This window comes from Herbiconiux oxytropis (genome assembly GCF_024979315.1).
Lineage (GTDB): Bacteria > Actinomycetota > Actinomycetes > Actinomycetales > Microbacteriaceae > Herbiconiux > Herbiconiux oxytropis.
On the sequence record NZ_JANLCK010000007.1, the window covers coordinates 155772 to 176688 of the forward strand.

At 70.8% G+C, this 20917-nt stretch carries 17 protein-coding genes; 6 read left to right on the forward strand and 11 right to left on the reverse strand.

Annotation, left to right across the window (positions count from 1 at the left end):
• Positions 1-10: 10 nt before the first annotated feature.
• From N1028_RS13685 to N1028_RS13695, 3 genes are read left to right on the forward strand one after another with little or no spacing between them, the layout of a single operon-like run.
• The gene (locus N1028_RS13685; RefSeq protein WP_259529883.1) at positions 11-1222 is read left to right on the forward strand and encodes an LLM class flavin-dependent oxidoreductase; all 1212 of its coding nucleotides are present in this window, start codon (positions 11-13) and stop codon (positions 1220-1222) included.
• Positions 1219-2559: an NtaA/DmoA family FMN-dependent monooxygenase gene (locus tag N1028_RS13690; protein WP_259529884.1), complete on the forward strand. Its 1341-nt coding sequence runs from the start codon at positions 1219-1221 to the stop codon at positions 2557-2559. The genes N1028_RS13685 and N1028_RS13690 overlap by 4 nt, the downstream gene beginning before the upstream one ends.
• The gene (locus tag N1028_RS13695; RefSeq protein WP_310795595.1) at positions 2556-3731 is read left to right on the forward strand and encodes an FAD-dependent oxidoreductase; all 1176 of its coding nucleotides are present in this window, start codon (positions 2556-2558) and stop codon (positions 3729-3731) included. Before N1028_RS13690 ends, N1028_RS13695 begins: the two co-directional genes overlap by 4 nt.
• Positions 3732-3800: 69 nt before the next feature.
• Here N1028_RS13695 and N1028_RS13700 read toward each other — a convergent pair whose 3' ends face one another.
• Genes N1028_RS13700 through N1028_RS13720 form a run of 5 tightly spaced genes read right to left on the reverse strand, consistent with a single transcriptional unit; the run spans position 3801 to position 8323 of the window.
• Entirely contained in the window at positions 3801-4805 is a 1005-nt protein-coding gene (locus tag N1028_RS13700; RefSeq protein ID WP_259529885.1) for an ABC transporter substrate-binding protein, read from the reverse strand.
• A gap of 51 nt (positions 4806-4856) precedes the next feature.
• A complete protein-coding gene (locus N1028_RS13705; RefSeq protein ID WP_259529886.1) occupies positions 4857-5618 on the reverse strand; it encodes an amino acid ABC transporter ATP-binding protein in 762 nt (253 codons plus the stop codon).
• On the reverse strand, positions 5615-6604 hold the full coding sequence (locus N1028_RS13710; protein WP_259529888.1) for an amino acid ABC transporter permease: 990 nt from the start codon (positions 6602-6604) through the stop codon (positions 5615-5617). Before N1028_RS13710 ends, N1028_RS13705 begins: the two co-directional genes overlap by 4 nt.
• Complete coding sequence (locus N1028_RS13715) at positions 6601-7200, reverse strand: GNAT family N-acetyltransferase (RefSeq protein WP_259529890.1); 600 nt, start codon at positions 7198-7200, stop codon at positions 6601-6603. Before N1028_RS13715 ends, N1028_RS13710 begins: the two co-directional genes overlap by 4 nt.
• On the reverse strand, positions 7187-8323 hold the full coding sequence (locus tag N1028_RS13720) for an LLM class flavin-dependent oxidoreductase (protein WP_259529891.1): 1137 nt from the start codon (positions 8321-8323) through the stop codon (positions 7187-7189). Before N1028_RS13720 ends, N1028_RS13715 begins: the two co-directional genes overlap by 14 nt.
• A gap of 168 nt (positions 8324-8491) precedes the next feature.
• Here N1028_RS13720 and N1028_RS13725 point away from each other — a divergent pair, with 168 nt between their 5' ends.
• A complete protein-coding gene (locus N1028_RS13725; RefSeq protein ID WP_259529893.1) occupies positions 8492-10657 on the forward strand; it encodes an FAD/NAD(P)-binding protein in 2166 nt (721 codons plus the stop codon).
• Between the two features lie 114 nt (positions 10658-10771).
• On the opposite strand, the gene N1028_RS13730 is transcribed toward N1028_RS13725, so the two are convergent.
• A complete protein-coding gene (locus N1028_RS13730) occupies positions 10772-11785 on the reverse strand; it encodes an LLM class flavin-dependent oxidoreductase (RefSeq protein ID WP_259529896.1) in 1014 nt (337 codons plus the stop codon).
• Between the two features lie 137 nt (positions 11786-11922).
• On the opposite strand from N1028_RS13730, the gene cofG reads away from it, so the two are divergent.
• Both cofG and N1028_RS13740 read left to right on the forward strand, forming a co-directional pair.
• Complete coding sequence (cofG, locus tag N1028_RS13735) at positions 11923-14334, forward strand: 7,8-didemethyl-8-hydroxy-5-deazariboflavin synthase CofG (protein WP_259529900.1); 2412 nt, start codon at positions 11923-11925, stop codon at positions 14332-14334.
• A complete protein-coding gene (locus N1028_RS13740; protein ID WP_259529901.1) occupies positions 14331-15890 on the forward strand; it encodes a flavin-containing monooxygenase in 1560 nt (519 codons plus the stop codon). Before cofG ends, N1028_RS13740 begins: the two co-directional genes overlap by 4 nt.
• Positions 15891-15912: 22 nt before the next feature.
• On the opposite strand, the gene N1028_RS13745 is transcribed toward N1028_RS13740, so the two are convergent.
• From N1028_RS13745 to N1028_RS13765, 5 genes are all read right to left on the reverse strand, one after another.
• Entirely contained in the window at positions 15913-16224 is a 312-nt protein-coding gene (locus tag N1028_RS13745) for a DUF7882 family protein (RefSeq protein ID WP_259529902.1), read from the reverse strand.
• A 2-nt stretch (positions 16225-16226) separates the two neighbouring features.
• Positions 16227-16583: a hypothetical protein gene (locus N1028_RS13750; protein ID WP_259529904.1), complete on the reverse strand. Its 357-nt coding sequence runs from the start codon at positions 16581-16583 to the stop codon at positions 16227-16229.
• Positions 16584-16749: 166 nt separating this feature from the next.
• Positions 16750-19398 (reverse strand): excinuclease ABC subunit UvrA, encoded by a 2649-nt coding sequence (locus tag N1028_RS13755; RefSeq protein WP_259529905.1) that lies wholly within the window; start codon positions 19396-19398, stop codon positions 16750-16752.
• 94 nt (positions 19399-19492) lie between these two features.
• Positions 19493-19909, reverse strand: coding sequence for a hypothetical protein (locus N1028_RS13760; protein WP_259529906.1), 417 nt, complete (start codon positions 19907-19909; stop codon positions 19493-19495).
• A gap of 247 nt (positions 19910-20156) precedes the next feature.
• On the reverse strand, positions 20157-20774 hold the full coding sequence (locus N1028_RS13765) for a hypothetical protein (protein WP_259529907.1): 618 nt from the start codon (positions 20772-20774) through the stop codon (positions 20157-20159).
• Between the last annotated feature and the right edge of the window lie 143 nt (positions 20775-20917).

The window sequence follows — 20917 nt, forward strand, 5'->3', positions numbered from 1 at the left end:
GCTAGTGCCGATGAGCAGCCCCACCTTCCACCTGGCCATCGCGCTCGACGGCGCCGGATGGCATCCGGCCGCGTGGCGCGAGCCGGGCTCCCGCCGAGAGGAGCTGTTCTCGCCCGGGTACTGGGTCGACCTCGTGCAGGAGGCCGAGCGGGGCCTCATCGACTTCGTCACGATCGAGGACACCCTGGGACTCCAGTCGGCCGACCCCTTCGTGCCGGACACCCGCACCGATGAGGTGCGGGGGCGGCTCGACGCTCTGCTGATCGCCTCCCGGGTCGCCCCCGTGACGGAGCGGATCGGCCTCGTGCCCACCGTGACGGTCACGCACACGGAGCCCTTCCACGTGTCGAAGGCGGTCGCCACGCTCGATCACGTGAGCGAGGGGCGAGGCGGCTGGCAGGTCAAGGTCTCGGGGCGGAGCGACGAGGCCCAGCACTTCGGCCGCCGCGAGCTCGTCGGATTCGAGGCGGGCCTCGCCGACCCAGCCGTGCAGACGCAGGTCGTGGAGCTCTGCGACGAGGCGGCCGAGGCGGTGGAGGTCGCGCGGCGGCTCTGGGACAGCTGGGAGCCCGACGCCGAGATCCGCGACGCCGCGACCGACCGCTTCATCGACGCCGAGAAGGTGCACCGGATCGAGTTCGAGGGTCGTTTCTTCTCCGTGCGCGGACCGGCCATCACGCCGCGCCCGCCCCAGGGCCAGCCGGTGGTGGCGGCTCTGGCGCACGCCGAGGTGCCCTACCGCCTGGCCGCGCGCTCGGCCGACGTGGTGTTCGTGACGCCGCACGGTCTGGACGACGCCCGCGGAATCCTGGCCCAGGTGGCGGCGGCCGTCGACGCCGAGCGGCGCGATCCGGGGAGGGAGCGCCTGCTGGTGTTCGCCGACCTGCTGGTGTTCGTCGACACCGCCGCCGAGTCGGGGGCCGCGCGACTGCAGAGGCTCGACGGTCTGGGCCGGGCGTTGAGCTCGGATGCCGCGGTGGTGACCGGGTCGGCGGCGTCGCTGGCCGAGCAGCTGGCCGAGCTGGCCTCACTCGGCTTCGACGGGGTGCGGCTGCGGCCCGGCGTGCTCGCCGACGACCTGCCCGCCATCGTCGACGGGATCGTGCCCGAGCTGCAGCGGCGCGGTCTGTTCCGCACCCGCTACGAAGCCGCGACCCTGCGGGGGCAGCTGGGCCTCTCCGAAGAGGTGGCCGACCGGTACGCGAAGGCGGTGCTCCGATGACCGAGCGCTCACGCAAGCAGATCGTGCTCGCGGCCTACCTGGGCGGAGTCAACGAGGACATCCTCTGGGAACACCCCGAGGCGGGCAGTCAGATCGACTTCTCGACCTTCCGGCATGTGGCGCAGACGGCCGAGCGGGGTCGGTTCGACTACTTCTTCCTCGCCGAGGGGCTGGCGCTCCGCGAACGCGACGGTCAGGTCTTCGACCACGACGTGGTGGGCCGGCCCGACACCATCCCGGTGCTGGCGGCCCTTGCCGCGGTGACCTCGCACATCGGCCTCGTGGGCACGCTCAACGCGACCTTCAACGAGCCCTATGAGCTCGCGCGGCAGCTCGCGAGCCTCGACCACCTCTCGGGGGGTCGGGCGGGCTGGAACGTCGTGACCTCGTTCGACGCCTTCACGGGCGCGAACTTCCGGCGCGGCGGGTTCCTCGATCCGGCCGACCGCTACGTGCGCGCCGAGGAGGCGGTCGCGGCGGTGCAGGCGCTGTGGGATTCCTGGGGCGAGCACGCCATCGCGGCCGACCCGGTCTCGGGGCGGTTCCTGGCCGATGCCCGCGCGGGGGAGTTCGAGTTCTCCGGGCGCCAGTTCGACATCGGCGGGCGGTTCACGGTGCCGCGCAGTCCGCAGGGCCGGCCGGTCATCGTGCAGGCCGGGGTGTCGCCGCAGGGCCGGGATTTCGCCGCCGCGACGGCCGACGCGATCTTCTCGCCGTTCCACCGGGCTCCGGAGGCGCACGAGTTCTACCGCGACATCAAGGCGCGGGCGGCCGGCTTCGGTCGTGATCCCTCGCACGTGAAGGTGCTGCCGGGCACGAGCTTCGTGCTGGGCGATTCGAAGGCGGATGCTGAGGAGAAGGCGCGCCACATCCTGCAGCAGCAGCTCACGCCGCGCACGGTGCAGGTGCTGTTCGAGCAGGCCTGGAACCGCGATCTGTCGGCGTTCGACGTCGACGGTCCGGTGCCGTCGTTGCCGCCGCTCGTCGAGGGGCCGCCCTTCATCCAGGGCCGGGCCTTCGTGTTCGGCGATCGCGCGACGGTGGTGCGGGGCTGGCAATCGCTCGCCGAGGAGAAGGGGCTCAGTCTGCGTCAGCTGGCGGCGACCGTGTTCGGCCGCATCGACTACACGGGCACCCCGCAGCAGGTCGCCGACGAGCTCGACGCCTTCGTGCAGGGCGACGGCGCCGACGGCGTCGTGGTCGGCTCGCACCTGGTGCCGGGAGGGCTCGACGAGTTCGTCGACCTGGTGGTGCCCCTGCTGCAGGAGAAGGGCTCGCTGCGCACGGAGTACGAGGGTTCGACCCTGCGGGAGAACCTCGGACTGCCCACCCCATGACGGTGACCGAGCGCGTCGAGGTCGTGGTGGTGGGCGGCGGCGCCATGGGGTCTGCGGCCGCGTGGCACCTGGCCCGGCGCGGGCACGACGTGGTGCTGCTGGAGCGGTTCGAGCCCGGCCATCGCAACGGCGCCTCGCACGGGGCGACGCGCAACTTCAACCTCGGCTACGCGCAACCGGAGTACCTGGGGATGCTGCAGGAGGCGCTTCCGCTCTGGCGGGCGCTCGAGACCGAGACCGGCACCGCGTTGCTCGACCAGGTGGGGATCGTCAACCACGGCGGCCCGCTCGAGGGCTACCGCACGGTGGCCCGCGCACTCGCCGAGCACGGATTCGACGCGGAGTTCGTGCCGCCGCGCGAGGCGGGGGAGCGCTGGCCAGGGCTGCGGTTCGAGGGCGAGGTGCTGTTCACCCCGCAGGCGGGTCAGGTGAACGCCGATGCCTCGGTGCGTGCGCTCCAGGCCGCCGCCGCCGCTCGGGGGGCCCGGGTGCGGCACGGGCGACGGGTGACCGGCATCCGGGTGCAGGGAGACGACCGCGTGTCGGTGTCGGCCGCTGTGCTCGACCCCGTCTCGGGGGAGCCGACCGGCGAGGAGGAGCACATCGAGGCCCGCCGCGCGGTCGTGGCCCTCGGCGCCTGGACGAGTGCCCTGCTCGGCGACCTCGTGCCCCTGCCGCGGCTCGTGGTGACGCAGGAGCAGCCGGCGCACTTCGCGGTGCGGCCCGGTGAGGGGCGGGGTCCGTGGCCGGGCTTCAACCATCAGCCCGTCGCGGACGACCCCCGGTACGACTACTGGCCGTCGCCGATCTACGGCATGCTCACGCCCGGTGAGGGCGTCAAGGCAGGCTGGCACGGCGTGGGGCCGGTGATCGATCCGGATGCACGGAGCTTCCGGTCCGAACCCGGCCAGCTGGCCGCGCTGCAGCGGTACGTGCGGGAGTGGGTGCCGGGCGCCGATCCGGACGCGTTCACCGAGATCAGCTGCACCTACACCACGACGCCCACCTCCGACTTCGTCGTCGACCGGCACGGGCCCCTCGTGGTGGCTGCCGGATTCTCCGGTCACGGCTTCAAGTTCACCCCGGTGATCGGCCGCCTGCTCGCCGACCTGGTCGACGCGCCGCCCACCGGCCCGTCGCCCTCACCCGCGCTCTTCGCCCTGTCGCGCTGAACCTGTCGACTGCACGCAGAGCGGCCCTGGAACGTGGGTTCCAGGGCCGCTCTGCGTGATCGCGACGGGTCAGCTGTTGTCGCGAGGAAGGCCGGGCGGGTTGACGAGCGACTCGGTCACGGTCTCGTCGGAGAGGCCCCAGGCCTCCAGCCACTCGGCGTACTGACCGTTCTCGATCAGGTGGTTGATGGCGTCGGCGATCGGCTGAGCGAGCCCCGAGTCCTTCTTCACCGTGGCGGCGATGAGGCCGTCGAGGGACTCGCCGGCGCCCGAGACCACGCCGGCGGAGCGGGTCGGGTTCGCGCTCTCGGCCGAGAGGGTGTTCTGGTAGGCGATGGTGGGGTTCGGGTTGAACTGAGCGTCGATCTGGCCTGAGCCGAGCGCCAGCGTGACCGAGTTGGCGTCGGGGAAGTACACCACCTCGAGCGTCTTGCCCTCGGCCTCGAGCTTCGACTTCCACTCCAGCAGGATCTTCTCCTGGTTGGTGCCGCGGCTCGTCGCCACGGTCAGTCCGTCGAGGTTCTCGTAGTCGTCATCGAACTCCCAGTCGTTCGACGCGAGCACCTGGAAGGCGAGGTTGTCACCCCGGTAGGAGGCGAAGTCGTACTTCTCCTTGCGCTCCTCGGTGACGGTGATGTTCGACAGGCCCACATCGGTGGCGCCGCTGTCGATGCCGACGAAGAGGTTCTCCCAGGTGGCGTTGCTCACGACCGGCTCGAGGCCCAGCACGGCGGCGACCAGGCGGCCGAGATCGGGCTCGGCGCCGGTGAAGGTCTCGTTGTCGTCACCGACGAACGCGAGCGGCGGGAATCCGGCCGGCAGCGCGCCGATCCCGATGGTGAGCTCGCCGCTGTCGAGCACCTCCTGCGGCAGCGTGTCGCGGATCGAGTCGACGGTCTCCACGTCGATCTCGGTCTCCGTGGCGGCGCCGTTCGAGAACGCGCCGACGGTGACGGATCCGGATGCGGCGGCATCGTCGGTGGCGGCGGCATCGCTCGAGCAGGCGGCCAGACCGGCCACGAGGGCGGCGGCGGTGGCGAGCGCACCGAAGGTCTTCAATCGTGCTGTGGACATTCTGTCTTCCTTGCTGTGTGTGGATGATCTGGTGAGGGAGAGAAGAGGGGCTCAGGCGAGGACCTTGCTCAGGAAGTCCTGGGTGCGCCGGTGCCGGGGATGCGAGAGCACGTCGGAGGGCGTGCCCTGCTCGACGATCGCGCCCTCATCCATGAAGACCACGTGATCGGCCACCTCCCGGGCGAAGCCGATCTCGTGAGTCACCACGATGAGCGTCTTGCCGCTGCCGGTCAGGGTGCGGATGACGCCGAGCACCTCGCCGACCAGCTCGGGATCGAGCGCCGAGGTCGGCTCGTCGAAGAGGATCACCTCGGGCTCGAGCGCCAGCGCACGGGCGATCGCCACGCGCTGCTGCTGACCGCCGGAGAGCTGTCGCGGGTAGGCCGCCTCCTTGTCGGCGAGACCCACGCGGGCGAGAAGCGTGCGCGCCTCGTCCCGAGCGCGCTTCGCGGAAATGCCCTGCGCGATCGGGGCTTCGGTCACGTTCTCGAGGATGGTGAGGTGCGGGAACAGATTGAAGTTCTGGAAGACGAAGCCGATCCGCGCCCGCTGCCTCAAGATGCGCTTCTCGGGCAGCTCTTTGAGTCGGTCGCCCTTCACGCGCACCCCGATGAGTTCGCCGTTCAGCGCCACGAAGCCCTCGTCGAGCTTCTCGAGGTGGTTGATGGCTCGGAGCAGCGTCGACTTGCCCGAACCGGAGGGCCCCAGGATGACGGTCACGGTGCCGGCCGCGACGGTGAGGTCGACGCCCCTCAGCACGGTCTTGTCGCCGTAGCTCTTGGTGGCGTTGTGGATGTCGATGGCGGCGGTCATGCGAGCGTGTTCCCCCGTGCGGTGCTGCGGATCCCCGCGAGGGTGCGGCGCACGCGCTGCAGCGGGGTGGGCGGCAGCTCCCGCATCGAGCCGCGGGCGTAGAAGCGCTCGATGTAGTACTGCACCACCGAGATGGCGCTCGTGAGGATGAGGTACCAGAGCGTGGCGACGATGAGCAGCGGGATGATGTCGGTGGGATACGTGCTGCCGAGGCTCTGCACCACACCGAACAGGTCGAGGAGCGAGACGTAGAACAGCAGCGAGCTGGCTTTGATGAGTCCGATGATCTGATTCACGTAGGCCGGCACGATGGAGCGGAGGGCCTGCGGCAGCACGATCCGCAGGAACTGGCGTCGCTGCGGGAGGCCGAGAGCCTTCGCCGCCTCGTGCTGGCCCTGATCGACGGCGAGTATTCCCGAGCGCACCACCTCGGCGCTGTAGGCGATCTCGGAGAGGCTCAGCCCGATCACGCCGAGCACGAGCGGGGAGAGGAAGGTGATGGTGGGAATCTGCACCTGCGGCCCGAAGGGCACACCCACTCCCATCGCGGGATACAGATTGCCGAGGTTGAACAGGAAGATGAGCACCAGGATGAGCGGCAGCGACCGGAACGCCCAGATGTACAGCCAGCTGAGCGTGCTCAGCACCGGGTTGCCGGAGAGCCGGCCCAGGGCGACGACGATGCCCCCGACGAAGCTGACCACGGCGCTGATCGCCGTGGCGAGCAGCGTGAGCTGCAGGCCCTTGAGGATGGCTGGGCTGAAGAACCACTCCGGCACCTTCGCCCACTCCCACGACGGGTTCGTGAAGAGGGTCTGACCGGCGTTCAGCAGCAGGATCACGACGATCGCGGCGATCACCCAGCGCAGCGGATGACGGAGCGGGATCACGGTGCGCTCCGAGAGACCCTTCAGATCGATCCCTCGTGGCAGGGAGTCGAGGCGGTCTGCGCCGGGCTCGAGCGGTTTCGTGGTGACGGCGGTCACGAGTGCGCCCCGAGCGAGGGGCGGGCCGCGTAGAACTCGGCCATCGATGCGTCGTGCGCGCTCTGGATGGCCGACAGGTCGAGCGGATCGTCCGTGAGCGACTTGGCGAAGCCGTGGATGATGACCTCCTCGGGTGACTTCGTCACATCGAACAACGGGGTGTAGCCCGTGGCGAAGTAGAGCCGGTGGGCCTCGGGCTGGAGGGGGCCCGTCGTGAGGTAGGCGACCGGCACGCCACGGCGACGCGCCTCGGCCTCGAGTTCGGCGACCACGCGGCGGGCGAGTCCCTGCCGTCTGTGCGCCTTGGAGGCCCAGATGCGCTTGAGTTCGACGGTGTTCTCGTCGAAGGTCTTGAAGGCACCGCCCGCGATGGCGACACCGTCGCGCAGCAGAAGGACGAAGGCGCCTCGCGGCGAGCTGAACTCCGAACCCGGGTAGCGGTTCATCTCGGCCGAGGCCGGCTCGCCCATGACGGTTCCGTAGCGGGTGTCGTACTCCCACTCGAGCTCGGTGAGGAGCGGTTCGGCCCTGGGATCGTCGGCGGCGACGTAGACGAACTCGTCGGTCGCGGTGGAGGGGTTCTCACGCAGCGACACGTGCGGCCTCCTCTGCAGTGGCGGCAGGGGATCCTGCGGCCGCCGCGTCGCGCCTGGCGACCTCGTCGCGCACGAGCGGGATGACGTAGCGCCCGAAGTCGATCGTGTCGTCGATGTAGTCGTAGCCCCGCGCCGAGATGATGTCGACGCCCAGGTCGACGTAGTCGAGCAGAGCTGCCGCAACCGTCTCGGGGGTGCCGACGAGAGCGTTCGAGTTGCCGCGGGCGCCCGATGCGGCGGCGACCTTGGTCCAGAGCGCCCGGTCGAAGCGGTCGCCCTTCTCGGCGATCGCGAGCAGCCTCTGCGAGCCGGCGTTCTCGGGGTTCTGCAGGTCGCCTGCCGCGGCGGAGAGCACGCCCGAGCGCTTCTCGATCCGCCCCAGGATGCGCTCCGCCTTCTCCCAGGCGAGCTCCTCGGTGGCGCCGAGGATGGGCCGGAAGGCCACCTGGATGCGAGGTCGCGAGCTGCGACCGGCCGCGAGCGCGGCATCCGTGACGGTGCTGATCTGCTCCGCGGTGCTCGCCAGGGGTTCGCCCCAGAGCGCGTAGATGTCGCTCTCGGCCGCACCGACCGCGTAGGCGGCGGCCGACGACCCGCCGAACGACAGCTGGGGGCGGGGCTGCTGCACCGGCCGGATGTCGCTCACGAAGTTCTCGAAGCGGTAGTGCTCGCCGGCGAAGTCGAACGGCACCGTGCTCGTCCAGGCCTGCTTGAGGATGCGGATGTACTCCGCGGTGCGGGCGTAGCGCTCGTCCTTGGTGAGGAAGTCGCCTTCTGCGGCCTGGTCGGCGGTGGAGCCACCGGTGATGATGTGCACGTTGATGCGACCGTCGCTGATCTGGTCGAGAGTGGCCACGACCTTGGCCGCGTAGGTCGGCGCCGAGACGTTCGGGCGGTGCGCGAGCAGGATCTTCAGGCGGTCGAGCCGAGTGGCCACGAAGGCCGCGGCGGTGGCGGGGTCGGGCGAACCGGAGCCGTAGGCGAACAGGATGCGGTCCCACCCGTGCTCCTCATGGGCCCGGGCCAGGCGCAGCGTGTAGTCCTTGTCGAAGCTCAGACCGCTCCTGTCGCGGGTCTCGCTGCCGTCGTTGGTTGCTGCGATGCCGAGGAATTCGATGGGCACGGGGTCTCCTGGTGGGCTGATCGACGGTGCGGCGTGCTGTCGCCGCTCGTGCCGACCGTAGGACAGTGGTGAAAGGGGCGGCAAACGTCTCGGGTTCACAATTCGTCATCCGCGTCACTCTGGGTCACATAAGGCCGAAAGCGGCACTCGAATGGCGAAGGTGGGGGAATGGCCGCCTCTTCACCCACCCCCGTCTCGGTCGCCATCGTGGGTGCCGGACCGCGAGGAGTCGGCGTGCTCGAGCGGATCGCGGCCAACCTCGGTGAGCTCTGGTCGCCGGGCGCGAAACTCGTGGTGCACCTGATCGACCCGTACCCGGCCGGCCCCGGTCGCATCTGGCGCTACGATCAGTCACCGCTGCTCAAGCTCAACTCGATGGCGGCCGACGTCACGATGTTCACCGACGAGACCTCCACGATCGACGGGCCGGTGCTGACCGGACCGTCGTTGATCGACTGGGCCGAGGGAGTGCGACTCGGCACCATCCTCCTCCGCGGTGACCGTCTGGACGTCGCGCTGCGCGCCGAGATCGACGGATTGACCCCGGCGACCTTCCCCACCCGCCGGTTGCAGAGTCTCTACCTGACCTGGTTCCACGAGCGGGCGCTCGAGCAGGTGGGCGACGGCGCCGAGGTGCGGGAGCACCTCGCCCGGGTGCGTCGGGTGACAGACGCCCCGGGCGGCGGGCAACGGCTGGAGCTCGACTCCGGCGCCACCCTCGAGGCCGACCTCGTGCTCTACTCGCTCGGCCACACCGGAGCCGATCCGGAGCCCGAGCACTCCCGGCTGGCGGATTTCGCCGCGCGGCGGGAGCTCTACTATCTGCCGCCCGCCTTCACGGCCGATGCCGACACCCGGCCGATCGTGCCAGGACAGCGCGTGCTGGTGCGTGGTTTCGGCCTCGCGGCGGTCGACCTGATCGTGCTCCTGACCGAGGGGCGCGGTGGCCGGTTCGTGGCCGACGGTGACCGCGTGCGCTACGTGCCCTCCGGTCAGGAGCCTCGCATCATCATCGGTTCCCGGCGCGGAGTGCCGTACCACTCCAAGATCGGCTCGACCCTGAAGGGCGAGAAGCCGGAGCCTCGTTTCTTCACGCCGGCGGTCGCGAACCGGCTCGAGGCCGAGCGCGAGTCGCTCGACTTCGCCTCCGACGTGTGGCCGCTGATCGCGCAGGAGATGCTCTGGGGTTATTACCGCGAGCTGTTCACGGGGCATCCGGACCGCGTGGCGATCGGGTGGGCGGAGTTCGCTGCGCAGTTCCAGGAACTCGATCCGCGGGCGTCGGTGCTTGCGGATGCTGCGGGCCCTGATGCTGCGGGCCCGGATGCTGCGGGCCCGGCTGGATCGGGCGGATCCGGCGGATCCGGCGGGCCCCGTTCGCGAGGGTCCCGCGGTCACGCCCTGCCCGACCTCGGTGAAGGCGACGAGCGCGACCGGGTGCTGGCCGACGCGACCCGGCTGACCGCGCTGATCGAGTCCTCGGTGCTCGAGGAGATCGACCGGTTGTTCCTGCCGTCGTTCGACCGGCCACTGGGCGGCGCGAGCTTCGCCGACCTCGACGAGGTCCAGCACGCGGTGCGCGACTACGTGGAGAGAGACCTCGCCTTGCGCACCCGGCCCGAGCACAGTGCGACCCTGGGTCTCTTCTTCGCACTGCTGACGTCGTTGTTCGCCTTCACCGAGATCGTCGCCTCACCGAAGTGGACGGCGAGATCGCGGGTGGATGACCTCAACGGGTGGTGGCTCGGGTACTTCAGCTTCATCGCGAGCGGGCCGCCCGCGCATCGCCTCGAAGAACTGCTCGCCCTGTCCGAGGCGGGGGTGGTGCAGTTCGTGGGCGGTGAGATGTGGGTCGAGACCGATGAAGAAGGGGGTGTGTTCCGTGCCGGTGGTGCGAGCCATCCGGAGACGGTCACGGCGACCGCGTTGATCGACGCGCGTCTGCCGGGCACGAGCGTCGCCCGGACCGACAACGAGGTGCTGCGGCTGCTGCTCGAGAGCGGTACGGCGCTGGAGGAGGTGGCTCGCGACGCCGACTACGCGGTGCCGACCGGCCTGCTCAGTGTGCGGCCGGAAGATCGTCGGGTGCTGCACAGCTCGGGAGAGCCGACCGATCGCGCCTACGCGATCGGCCCTTACACGAACTCGCCATTCGTGGGCGCCTTCTCGCGCCCGCGCACGAATGCGCTCTCGTTCCGCGAGAACGACCGGGTGGCTCGAGCCCTCCTCGAGCATGCGGTCGCGATCGCGCAGGACCGAGCGGACGCGTCGTTGCCGCGCCCCGGCATGTTCTCCGACCGGCTCTGGTTCGAGTTCGTGGCCGAACCGCTCTGAGTCGGTCTTCGCCGCCGACGCCCGCCTACCGAGCCGCGAGGTCGGCAGACGCGTGCGTCGGCGTTGCCGTCCGGCAGGCCTTCGACAGCTGGGCCGACGTCGGTCGCGGACTGTCTACAGTCGAGCGGCGACCCGCGCGTGCGCATCGGCCAGCAGCTCCACCGACCGCAGCCGCGCGGCCGTCTCGAGAGACGAGTGCGCCACGATGACCTCGTCGACGTCGGCCGTGCGGGCGAAGTCCTCGATGTAGTCCGAGACCTCGGCGCCGGTGCCGAGCCCCGTGTAGGTGGCCATGCTCTGCACCTGCGAGCCGGCCGGGGTCGTCAGCAGGTAGTCGAGCTCGTCGTCGCCGAACTGCCGGTCGAGGGGGATGCGGCCGCTCTGGCGCAAGAGCATCAGGAGCCGTGCCCGCTTGACCCGGGCGAGCTGTGCCGCCGCATCGTCGCGGTCGTCCGTGGCGATCGCATTCACGCCGGCGATGACGTGGGGCCGCTCGAGCTGCTCGGAGGGCGTGAACTCCCGGCGATAGATCGCCACGGCCTGGTGCAGGGCATCCGGGGCGAAGTGCGACGCGAACGCGAACGGCAGCCCGAGGGCTGCGGCGAGCCGGGCGCCGAACAGCGACGACCCCAGGATGTACAGCGGCACCCTCGTGCCGGCACCGGGTGTGGCGCTGACCCCGGGCACGCGTGACTGCCCGGCGAGGAACGCCTGCAGCTCGAGCACGTCGTCGGGGAAGTGCTCGGACGACGCCGGATCGCGGCGCAGCGCCCGGAACGTCGCCTGGTCGCTGCCGGGGGCGCGCCCCAGCCCCAGGTCGATGCGTCCCGGGTGCAGAGTCTCGAGGGTGCCGAACTGCTCCGCGATCGTCAGCGGCGCGTGGTTGGGCAGCATCACACCGCCGGCGCCGAGCCGGATCGTGGAGGTCTGAGAGGCCACGTGCGCGATCAGCACCGCCGTGGCGCTCGACGCGATGGACGCCATGTTGTGGTGTTCGGCGTACCAGACCCGCCGGTAGCCGCTGGCTTCGGCCTGCTGAGCGAGGAGAACGGAGGCGGCGAAGCTGTCGCGCACGGTCTCCCCGGGGGCGACAGGGGCGAGATCGAGGATCGAGAGAGGAACAGTCACACCGGGTGCAACGCAGGAGCGCGGCTCGTACTTCCCGATCAGGCGGTAGACTGGGGGCACTTCAGATCGGGCCTGGATTTGGGCTCGCGGCGTTCGTCGAAACGTCTGCACCATCCACCGAGCCTGAAAGCCGCGCCGTGATCTCCTCAGCGTTCCCCCTCTCGTTCTCCGATCTTCCCCCGCGCGATGCCCTCGACCGGGTCGAGGCCGGTGAGCCGATCTCCCTCACAACCGCCACCGCTCTGCTGGGCGCCCGCGGCGACGACCTCGACCGGCTGCTCACCCGGGCGTCCGCCATCCGCGACGACGGGCTCCGACGGGCCGGGCGGCCCGGCGTCATCACCTACTCCAAGAAGGTGTTCCTGCCGATCACCCGGCTGTGCCAGGACCGCTGCCACTACTGCATCTTCGTCGACACCCCAGGCGGGCTCGCGAAGCACGGCATCACCACCTTCATGGAGCCGGACGAGATCATCTCGATCGCCCAGGTGGGCGCGGGCATGGGCTGCAAGGAGGCCCTGTTCACACTCGGCGACCGCCCCGAGAAGCGCTGGCCCGCCGCCCGCAGCTGGCTCGCCCAGCACGGCTACGGCTCCACGCTGGAGTACGTGGGCGCGATGGCGCAGCGAGTGCTCGACGAGACCGGCCTGATCCCGCACCTCAACCCCGGCGTGATGTCGTGGAACGAGATGCAGCGACTGCGCCCGCTCGCCGGCTCGATGGGCATGATGCTCGAGACCACCGCCACCCGGCTGTGGTCGGAGCCCGGCGGAGCCCACTTCGGCTCGCCCGACAAGGATCCGGCGCTGCGGCTGCGGGTGATCGAGGATGCCGGCCGCTCCCGCATCCCGTTCACTTCGGGTGTGCTGCTGGGCATCGGCGAGAACCACGCCGAGCGTGCGGAGGCCCTGTTCGCGCTGCGCGAGCTGCACGGCCGGTTCGGGCACCTGCAGGAGACCATCGTGCAGAACTTCCGCTCCAAGCCCCGCACAGCCATGCAGAACGACCCCGATCTCGGGCTCGACGAGTACATCGCGGCCGTCGCCACGGCCCGCATCGTCATGGGGCCAGATGCCACGGTGCAGGCGCCGCCGAACCTCACCGACCTGCCGGAGCTGGGGCTGCTGCTGCGGGCCGGCATCAACGACTGGGGCGGCATCAGCCCGCTCACCGCCGACCACGTGAACCCCGAGCGGCCCTGGCCCGACATCGACCTGCTCGCCGAGCTCACCGGCCGGAGCGGCTTCGCTCTGAAGGAGCGGCTCACCGCCTACCCCGAGTACCTCGCCGATGCCGACCGCTGGCTCGACCCGAACATCACCCCGGCCCTGCACGCCTTGATGGATCCCGAGACGCTGCTCGCCGACGAGTCGGCCCGGGTGGCGCCGCGCCGCACCGCGGCCGTGCCCGCCGACGAAGCATTGTGGTCCGCCCACATCGACGACGGCATCCGAGCCGCTCTGCACTCCGCAGCGCGGTCATCCGGCGACGCGATCAGCGACGAGCAGGCCGTCCTCCTGCTGGGCGCCCGCGGCGGAGCCCTCGACGAACTCGCCGGCATCGCGGATGCGGCGCGCGAGGCTAGCGGCAACCGGGCCGTCACGTACGTGGTGAACCGCAACGTCGACACGAGCCTGCTGACCCTTGGCGGCGCGGACGAGGAAGTGCCCACCCCGTCGCTCACCCTCGACATGGTGCAGCAGCTCGCCGCCGAAGCCGCACAGCTGGGCGCCAGCGAGATCTGCCTGCAGGGCCGGCCCGCGGCGCACCTGCCCGGCACCGTCTACCTCGACGTCGTGCGCGCCATCCGCGAGGCAGCGCCCGAGCTGAGCATCCACGGCTTCCGCCCCACCGAGCTGCAAGACGGGGCTCGCCGCACCGGCCGCAGCCTGCCGCAGTTCCTCGGCGAGCTCCGCGAGGCCGGCCTCGGCAGCGTGCCAGGCACGGCCGCCGTGGTGCTCGACGACGGCGTGCGCGCCGCCTTCAGCCAGGGACAGCTCCCCCCGGCGGCCGAGTGGATCGCCACCGTGGAGGCCGCGCACCGTGCCGGCCTCGGCTCCACCTCCACGCTCGTCTTCGGCCACGTCGAGACCCCCGCCCAGGTCGTGGCGCACCTGCGGGCCCTCGCCGCCCTGCAGGAGCGCACGGGCGGCTTCACCGAGTTCATCCCGATGCCGTTCGTGCCGGGCGACGCGCCACGAGCGCTGGCCGCCCTGGCCGGCCGGGGGCCCTCGCCCGAGGCCTCCCGCGCCGTCATCGCGGTCTCCCGACTGCTGCTGGCCGGCCGCATCGACCACGTGCAGGCCGCCTGGACGAAGCTCGGCCTCGGCACAACAGGCCAGGTGCTGCGGGGCGGTGCCGACGACATCGGCGGGGTGCTCCTCGACGGCTCGCTCTGGCCGGAGGCCGGGCCCGAGGCGCGCCTCACGCTCACCGACGCCGACGTCGAGTCGCTGGCCCGGGCATCCGGTCGCCCCGCCCTTCGCCGCGACACCGCCTACCGGCCCATCGGGGAGACGCCGGTGGCCGCCGGGCGAGGATCCCGATGACGCAGCCGCCGATGACGCAGCCGCCGATGCCGCAGCCCCCCATGACGGAGCGGCAGCGGCCGGCTTCGGATGCCTCGCTGCGCGAGGTCGACACGATCGTGGTGGGGGCAGGGATCGCGGGCATCGCGGCCGCGGCCCAGCTGCGGCGCCGAGGCATCTCCGACGTGCTGGTGGTCGAGCGCGCCGATGACGTGGGCGGAACCTGGCGCGACAACGTCTACCCGGGTGTCGCGTGCGACATCCCGGCGCACCTCTACTCCTACTCGTTCCGGCCGAACCCGGGCTGGAGCCGGCGATTCGCGCCCGGGGCCGAGATCCAGGAGTACCTGCGGGGCGTGGTGCGCGACGAAGGTCTGACACCGCAGCTCCTGCTCGGAACCGACGTCACCGACATGGCCTGGGACGACGACGGGCAGCGCTGGCGGCTGTCGACGAGCCGCGGCGGACTGGTCTGCCGGGTGCTGATCCTCGCGGCCGGCCGGCTCTCCGAGCCCATTCTGCCGCACTTGCCCGGCCGGGAGTCCTTTGTCGGCCCCGTGATGCACAGCAGTGCCTGGGTGCCGGGGCTGGATCTCGCGGGCGCCAGGGTCGCCGTCGTCGGCACGGGAGCATCCGCCGTTCAGCTGGTTCCGCAGCTGGCGCGGGTGGCCGCCGAGGTGACGGTGTTCCAGCGCACGGCACCGTGGGTGGTGCCGCGGGCCGATGCGCCGATCCCGGAGCCTGCCCGCGAGGCCTTCGCGCGCGATCCGGAGTCGATGCACGCGCATCGCGAGTCGCTCTTCCACGAGTTCGAGGCCGGGCACGCCGCTCGTGTCGCCGAGGGGGCCGAACGCGAGGCGCTGCGGCAGGTGGCACTCGATCACCTTGCAGCACAGGTGCCCGACCCCGCGCTCCGCACCAGCCTCACGCCCGACTACGAGATCGGCTGCAAGCGCGTGCTGCTCTCCGACGACTGGTACCCGGCCCTCGCGTCGGGCGCGGTCACCCTGGAGCCCTCGGCCATCGTGGCGCTCGAGGGCAACCGTGCGGTGGCCGCCTCGGGCGCCCGCCACGAGGTCGACGCCCTGGTGTTCGCCACGGGCTTCGCGGCGACCCGACCGCCGTTCGCCCAGCACGTGCGGGGGCGCGGCGGGCGGTTGCTCGCCGATCACTGGGCCGAGGGGATGACGGCCTACGCGTCGATCCTGGTATCGGGCTTCCCGAACCTGATGGTGCTCGACGGACCGAATGCGGCGCTCGGGCACAACTCGGCCTTCCCCATGATCGAGGCCCAGGCCGAGCTCGCCTGCTCCCTCATCACGCGGATGCGCACCGAGGGCGTCGAGGTGATCGAAGCCTCCCCGGTGGCCGAGCAGGTCTGGACCGACCAGCTCGACGCGGCCAGCCGAGGCACCGTCTGGCTCAGCGGCTGCCGGTCCTGGTACGTCGACGACCGCAGCAGCCGCCTCACCCTGCTCTGGCCAGGCACGGCAACCGCCTTCCGCGCCGCCCTCAGAGCGGTGGCCGAGCAGGCTCTGCCCCTCCCCGACGCCGAGCTGGTGTCACTCCGCGACTGACCGGTGGAGCCGGCCGCCCCGCTCAGGTCGTGGGGTCGCGCGGCTCCGGGATGACGCGGAGTCCGGCCGGCGAGTTCGACAGACGCACGAGCTCCTCGATCCAGGCGCGGTTCAGGATCGGCTCCCGGCCGCCGGCGAAGTCGAACTGCAGGGGGATCGTCGGGTGGATCCAGATGGAGCTGTGACCGCTGCCCTTGGCCACGGTGTACTCCCAGGAGAACGTGAAGCTCTCGCCGCGTCGCACCTTCGCGATGATCACGGCTTTCAGGTGGGCGAGCACGCGGTCGTCGAACTCCACCGAGATCGAGGGGGTGCCGTAGATGAAGTACCCCATGTCTACTGCCCCAGCCCTTCATCGATCTCGCGCAAGATGTCGTTGATGTCGTCTGCCGTGCGACGGGCGTCGCCGGTGGTCTCGACGCCGCCGCTGATGCCGACCTGCGGCATCTCGGGCACCGGGAACCGCAGTGCCTCCTCCGCGGCGGTCATGCCACCGACATCGGCCACGTCGAACTGGCTCGCGGGGCTGAGGAGCAGGGTGTGCACCGAGGTCTCGCCGTTCTCCTCCAGCACGGTGATGTCGACGGTGACGCTGTTCTCGGCGTCGGCGACCGTGGTGGTGTACTCGAGGAGAGCCTCCGTGATGGCGTTGCCCGTCACGATCGACCCACCGCTGTAGGTGATGCGCTTCATGCGCCGGCCGCAGCCTGCTCGTGCGCGGAATCGTGCTGTGCAGCCATGGGGTGGTCCCTTTCCGTCGTCCATCACCGTACGGATTCGTCGAAGAGCGACGCGGATGGCGCGCCAGAGACCTGTGCGGGTCTGGTGTCAGCTTACGGCAGCTGCGTTCGGTGTGCGCTCAGAGGCCGTCGCGTCGGGAGCGTGCGAGGCGTTCGGCAAGGTACGGTGCCGTGCGGCTCGCAGGGGCCTTCGACACGTCGTCCGGAGTGCCGGTGGCCACGACACGGCCGCCCGCATCGCCTCCGGCCGGCCCGAGATCGATCACCCAGTCGGCGGCCGCGACCACGTCCATCTCGTGCTCGACCACCACGACGGTGTCGCCCGAGTCGACGAGGGCGTTCAGCTGCGCGAGCAGTCGCCGCACGTCGGCCGGATGCAGGCCCGTGGTCGGCTCGTCGAGGAGGTAGAGGGTGTGGCCGCGCCGCACCCGCTGCAGCTCCGTGGCGAGCTTGATGCGCTGCGCCTCGCCGCCCGAGAGCTCCGTGGCGGGCTGGCCGAGCCGCAGGTAGCCGAGGCCCACGTCGAGCAGGGTGCGGAGGCTGCGCGCCGCCGCCGGGACCGCGGCGAGGAAGCCGGCCGCCTCGTCGACCGTGAGAGCCAGCACCTCGGCGATCGACTTGCCGTCGTAGGTCACCTCGAGCGTCTCGGCGTTGTAGCGCGCACCGTGGCACGTGGGGCACCGGCCGTAGCTGCCGGGCAGGAACAGCAGCTCGACCGACACGAAGCCCTCGCCCTGGCAGGTCTCGCAGCGACCGCCCGCGACGTTGAACGAGAAGCGGCCCGCTGTGTAGCCCCGCTCCCGCGCGAGGTCGGTGGCGGCGAACGCCGCGCGCACGGAGTCGAAGAGCCCCGTGTAGGTGGCGAGGTTCGAGCGCGGGGTGCGGCCGATGGGCTTCTGGTCGACCCGCACGAGGCGGTCGATGTGCTCGAGCCCGGTGACCCGGCGCACGGTGAGGGTGTCGACCTGCGCGTCGGCGAGCACGGCCTCGGCGAGGTCTGCGCCGTCTGCACCGGCACCGTCTGCGCCGGCAGCACCGGCAGCACCGGCAACGGCACCGCTCGCTCCGCGCGTCCCCGCGCCCGCCGCCGCATCCGCATCGTCGTCCGCCGCGTCGTCCGCCCCGCCTCCGCCTGCCCGCAGGTGCTCCCACACCACGTCGCGCAGCACCCGGCTCACGAGCGTCGACTTGCCCGACCCGGAGACCCCGGTGACGGCGACGAGCGTGCCCAGCGGGATGGCGGCGTCGACGTCCACGAGGTTGTGCAGCCCGATCCCTTCGACGCTCAGCCACTCGCGGGGCTCGCGCGGCGCGCGTCGATCCGAGGCCTCGTCGCTCTGCGAAGGGAAGAGGAACGGACGCGTCGCCGACTCCTCGACCTCGGCGAGTCCCGCGACCTCGCCGCTGTACAGCACCGCACCGCCGCCCTCGCCGGCGCCCGGACCGACGTCGACGATCCAGTCCGCTCGCCGCACGACATCCATGTTGTGCTCGACCACGTAGACCGAGTTCCCCGAGCGCTTGAGCTGCTCCAGCACCTCGAGCAGCGGCTCGGCGTCGGCCGGGTGCAGCCCCGCCGACGGCTCGTCGAGCACGTAGATCACGCCGAACAGGCCCGACCGCAGCTGGGTGGCGAGCCGCAGCCGCTGCATCTCGCCCGGCGAGAGCGTCGTCGTCACCCGACCCAGCCCGAGGTAGCCGAGCCCGAGCTCCGTCAGCACCCGGATGCGCGCCAGCAGGTCGGTCGTGATGGCCACGGCCACGTCGGTCCGCTCGCCCGAGAGCGTCGTCGGCAGTGCGGGCGCGGCATCCTGGAGCAGGGTGGTGGGGCGGATGACCTCGGCGAGCTCGGTGAGCGGCAGCGCGTTGAGCTCGGCGATGGAGTGCCCGGCGAAGGTGACCGCGAGGGCCTCGCGGCGGAGTCCGGTGCCGTGGCAGAGGGGGCACGGGCCCGAGCGCACGAACTGCAGCACCTTCGCCCGCATCATCGCGCTCTTGGAGTCGGCGAGGGTGTGGAAGACGTACTTCTTGGCGCTCCAGAACATGCCGTTGTAGGGCTTGGCCACGCGGTCGCGCTGGGGCGTGATCTGCACGACCGGCTGCTCGTCGGTGAAGAGGATCCAGTCGCGGTCGGCCTGGTCGAGCTCACGCCAGGGTCGGTCGACGTCGTAGCCGAGGGCGATCGTGATGTCGCGCAGGTTCTTCGCCTGCCAGGCTCCTGGCCAGGCCGCGATGGCCCCGTCGCGGATGCTGAGCGACGGATCGGGGACGAGCGACTCCTCGGTGACGGTGTGGGCCACGCCGATGCCATGGCACTCGGGGCACGCGCCGGCGGCGGTGTTGGGCGAGAAGGCGTCGGAGTCGAGCCGGGTCGTGAAGCCCTCGGGGAAGGTGCCGGCCCGGGAGAAGAGCATCCGGAGCGAGTTCGACAGCGTCGTGACGGTGCCCACGCTCGAGCGCGAGCTCGGTGCCCCGCGCCGCTGCTGCAGGGCGACGGCGGGCGGGAGCCCTGAGATGGAGTCGACGTGCGGATCGTGCCCCTGCTGGATGAGGCGGCGTGCGTAGGGGGCGACCGACTCGAGGTAGCGCCGCTGGGCCTCGGTGAAGATGGTGCCGAACGCGAGCGACGACTTGCCGGAGCCGGAGACGCCGGTGAAGGCGACGATGGCATCCCGGGGCACGTCGACGTCGACGTTCCGCAGGTTGTTCTCGTTCGCCCCTCGCACCCGCACGAAGCTGTCTGAGGGGTCGCGTGGGGTTTCTGGCATCCGTCGAGTGTAGGTGGGGTTCCGGGTCGTCTTCTGAGTGCCGCTTCTCGGGGCGGCGCGGCGCGGGGTGGGCGCGCGGCGGCAGGCAGCGTCTCTACAGGAGCGTCGGCGCCTCGGCCTCCCGATCGATCCGCAAGTACGGTCCGTACGCCTCGAACAACCGAGCCACTTGCTCGTCGCTCGCGCCCGCCAGCCCGATGCCCACGACACCATCTTCTTCCACCCCGAAAGTCACGAACGTCAGCCCACTCTGTTGGAGGGTCGCGAGATCCGCCCACAGCTCCTCCTCCACGACTTTCGCCTCCGCAAGGGACTGACACGCCTCGACGAAGGCGACCTTCTCGCGAGGCAGCCCCACCGTCCGCAGAACCTCCTCCTCGACCGAGTCGGTGGCGTGAGCGAGATAGATCACCAGCACGTCCGCAGATGCCGGTGTGCCGGACGACACCCCCGCATAGTGCTCCTTGAATGCAACCGGCCCCACGTCCCGAAAACTCAGCAATGCAGACACCACCTCCCCGGACAGTTCCCCGGGCCCGACCTCCGCGCTGAGCGGAGGGATCGGGGGCGGGAGCACGGGCGCTGTGGATGTGGCTGTGGGCGACCCCGTCCCGACACCGGGCGAGACCGCCGCACCGGCGCACCCGGTCAGCACCAACGCCACCGCGACGACGACGTAGCGCAGCCCTCTTCGAAAACGAGTCACCTGTTCTCTCCTCATCGATCCAGGACGACGTTCCACTGCGGGAAAACGGGCCCTAGAAGGTGTACTCCTCCGCGTCGCGGTCGATGCGGAGGTAGGGGCCATAGGTGGCGAAGAGGTGGGCGACCTGCTCGTCTGTGCCTCCCACCAGGTCGATCCCCTCGACGCCGTCTTCTTCCGGACCGAATGAGACGATCGTCATCCCCATCCGCTCGAGCTCCGACATGTCCTCTTGGATCTTTCCGTCGACTGCCAGTGCCTTGGCCTGCGATTGGTACGCCGGAACCAGCTGCACCTTTTCGGTCGGCAGGCCTACTGAGGTGAGCACGTCAGCGTCGACGTCGGGTGTGCTTCCGGCCAGATAGATCACGAGCACATCGGCCGACGCGGCGTTTCCCGTGGCCACGCCCGCGTAGTGTTCGGGGAACTCCGTCGGCCCCGATTCCCGGAACGCGAGCAGGGCGCTCACCACCTCACCGGAGAGCTCTCCTGGACCCGCGTCCGACGGCAGCTCGGGCAGCGGATCGGGCAGCGCCACCGGTGTCGGCGAGGCGGACGGCGACACGGCAGTGGTGCCGTCAGGCGGAGCCAGCTCGGCGACACCTGCACACCCGCACAGCACGAGCACGGCGACGATCGCCACGACCCCGGTTTCACCAAGACGGCTCAGCATGAACTCTCCTTTCATGAAAGAGAACGATGTGTTGCTGCTCGAGTGACAGGCCGAAGCCCTTGCCGCCTCGAGTGGGGCATGTAATGAGATATAGTCATGTAAGCATACCTGGTCACTTCCATGCACCGCGGCAGGATCGCGCT